This is a genomic window from Pseudomonas sp. LJDD11 (assembly GCF_024584215.1).
Classification (GTDB): Bacteria; Pseudomonadota; Gammaproteobacteria; order Pseudomonadales; family Pseudomonadaceae; genus Aquipseudomonas.
Genome location: NZ_JANJFL010000123.1, coordinates 1 through 551 on the forward strand (window position 1 = coordinate 1; position 551 = coordinate 551).

Sequence of the window (551 nt, forward strand, 5' to 3'; positions counted from 1 at the left end):
CTCCTTGCAACTGCCCTATTTGACAAATTCCATACAGTTCCCAGCGGAACACGCTCAGCACGAACGACTTACTCTCTCTGTAATCCAGGCCGAGTGTACGTCTTCGTATTTTTCCCGTGGAGTCATAGATTCAACTCCTATGATGAATATAGACAGGAGCGAACTGCCTACATGCAGCTATACGCATGTGTAGCGCGGTACAAGTTCCAGAAAGCAAAAGAAATCGTAGTTCTTGGAGCCGACACCAAAGGCCATCAAGGGGGCTCTGAGACAATTTTTGCTATAGATGCATCTGTTCCGCTTACTGGCGATGAGCGAACGACTGCTCAACAAATCATGAAAACCTACAACATACTAGACAACATTTCTCAGAGAGCAATACCAGGGAATGGGGCGGCCAAGAACGTTAGCCGAAATGCTCCGTGCCCGTGTGGCTCTAATAAGAAGTATAAGAAATGCTGCTTCAACCCAGAGCCATAACTTTTTTGTGGGTGGGTGAGAGTTCCTCCAGTAGGCGGAAACCATCGCACAACGGAGAGTTATGGGCTCGC

1 protein-coding gene is annotated in these 551 nt (G+C 48.1%); it reads left to right on the top strand.

All coding sequences use genetic code 11. The features are described 5' to 3' along the window. Window positions 1-336: 336 nt before the first annotated feature. Window positions 337-480, top strand: a complete 144-nt coding sequence (locus NRB16_RS29110; RefSeq protein ID WP_257107596.1) for an SEC-C metal-binding domain-containing protein — start codon at window positions 337-339, stop codon at window positions 478-480. Window positions 481-551 lie beyond the last annotated feature (71 nt).